General features: G+C 39.1%; 3 protein-coding genes and 1 pseudogene. 2 read left to right on the top strand and 2 right to left on the bottom strand.

Annotation, left to right across the window (positions count from 1 at the left end):
- Positions 1-159: 159 nt before the first annotated feature.
- A complete protein-coding gene (locus tag VLN09_RS04860; RefSeq protein WP_325244228.1) occupies positions 160-600 on the top strand; it encodes a transposase family protein in 441 nt (146 codons plus the stop codon).
- An 8-nt stretch (positions 601-608) separates the two neighbouring features.
- Positions 609-992 (top strand): annotated as a pseudogene (locus VLN09_RS04855) (transposase family protein); the annotation flags it as partial.
- Positions 993-1025: 33 nt separating this feature from the next.
- Here the strand turns inward: VLN09_RS04855 and VLN09_RS04850 are convergent.
- Together VLN09_RS04850 and VLN09_RS04845 are read right to left on the bottom strand one after the other, a co-directional pair.
- Entirely contained in the window at positions 1026-1505 is a 480-nt protein-coding gene (locus VLN09_RS04850; protein WP_325244226.1) for an IS630 family transposase, read from the bottom strand.
- A gap of 13 nt (positions 1506-1518) precedes the next feature.
- A complete protein-coding gene (locus VLN09_RS04845; RefSeq protein ID WP_325244224.1) occupies positions 1519-1872 on the bottom strand; it encodes an IS630 transposase-related protein in 354 nt (117 codons plus the stop codon).
- Positions 1873-1904 lie beyond the last annotated feature (32 nt).

The following is a 1904-nucleotide window of genomic DNA, read 5'->3' as shown; positions in this document are numbered from 1 at the left end:
ATATCCTAAAACTCATAAGTAGTATGATAAATGGTTGCTGCTATTTCTCTACAGAAATAGAGATATCACGGCAACGATAAACGACATATATATTAGACCTCTTGCAAAAGTAATCACATAATTTAGAATACAGACAAAATTCTAACTAAAACAATTTTTATGCCTGACATACATAAACTACTTAAACAAAGCGATGCAGATTTTAAGCGCTACACAGGGATTCAAAAAGCCACCTTTAGCGCCATACTAGACGCCATGCGACAGCATGAAGCAGCCAAGACCAAATCAGGACGTCCAAGCGATCTTAGCTTAGAGTCGCAGATACTGCTAGCATTGATTTATTGGCGTGAGTATCGAACGCTTTATCATATTGGCATGGACTTTGGTATTCATGAATCCTCTGCCAGTCGCATTGTTCATAAAGTAGAAAATATTCTGATAAGCTCAGACCAGTTTGACTTACCAAGAAAACTACCTCGCGAAGATGGTGAGGATATCAATTGGTCAGCAGTTATCATTGATGCCACTGAGACTCCAATTGAGCGTCCAAAAAAAACCAAAGCGACTACTACAGCGGTAAAAAGAAGCGACATACCTTAAAAGCACAGCTCATTGTGCATTGGAAAACGGGTCTGATACTTGATGTTCAAACCTCTAAAGGAGCCGTGCATGACTTTAGATTATACAAAGAGACCTTACCAAAATGGCTGCCTAAAAATACGTGCTTCATGGCAGACAGTGGTTATCAGGGCATTGCTAAGCTTCATGAGCAAGCCTTCACTCCTTTTAAAAAACCTAAAGGTGGTTTGCTTATCGATATTGCCAAGAAAGCCAATCACTATTTAGCTCAGTTTCGTATTTTGGTTGAGCATAAAATAGGTTTAGTTAAACTATTCAAAATTGTCGCTGAGCGTTACCGCAATCGTCGCCAGCGTTATGATCTAAGAATGAAACTATTTGCAGGTCTTGTTAATTTCGAACTTACATTGTGACTTCTGCAAGAGGTCTATTATATCAAAGTATAGTCAGTCTAGAATAAAAGAGATACAACCCATATCATGAAACAGCTTAGGTAGATTATTCTCCATCCAGCCTTGGCGTAGAAATTTTGCCTGTGCCCATTTTTTCTCAATAGGGTTCAGATCAGGACTGTAAGGTGGCAACCAAAGAATACGATGGCCATGTCTGTTCAGTAGTTTTTGAATGCATTTGTTCTTATGAAATCTAGCATTGTCCATAACAATCACGCATTTAATCTTAATACTTGGGATCAATGTGTGTTTGCACCAGTGATAAAATATGCTGCTATTAATATTTTGCTCAAAGTAATCAAGCGCAAACAGCATTTTTTCATAGAGCGCACCAATAACGTTAGTGCGCTTTCTTACTTGCCAGTTGTAGCTGTCGATGCAAGGGCTTCCAATGGGTGCATAGCCGTAAGGGCGAATCGTTTCCGCCTCAAAGCCACTTTCATCCATATACACAATGGGATAGCCTTGCTGCATAAAGCTATCAGGCTTACTCTGATATATCGCTCTTTTTATCAGGCACGCTCTTGGATGCTCTAAGGTCTTTTTTTTGACTGATACCAAGGCGCTTTAAGGCAATCTCAATGCCTGATTTGCTACAATTTAAACGCTGTGCTCTCTCGTACATATAATCGTCTGGATACTGTTCAACATCTTTTAATAGCACGTCATTAGGTATTTTACTGGGTGGTTTATTCCGAGTTTGTTTGATACTTGGGTTTTTCAGCCAGCGCTGTAATGCGGTTTTGCTAACGTTATAGAAAGTACACGCTTCACGAATACTCATTTCTTTATTTTTAACACTTTTGATCACTTGCGCTCGGAAGTCTGCTGAATAGGTCATATATTCTTATACCATTTCGCTTGTTTTAAAAC

The sequence above is a fragment of the Psychrobacter sp. genome (assembly GCF_035469765.1).
In the GTDB taxonomy this organism is placed as follows: Bacteria; Pseudomonadota; Gammaproteobacteria; order Pseudomonadales; family Moraxellaceae; genus Psychrobacter.
This window is presented reverse-complemented; position numbering and strand designations above follow the sequence as displayed.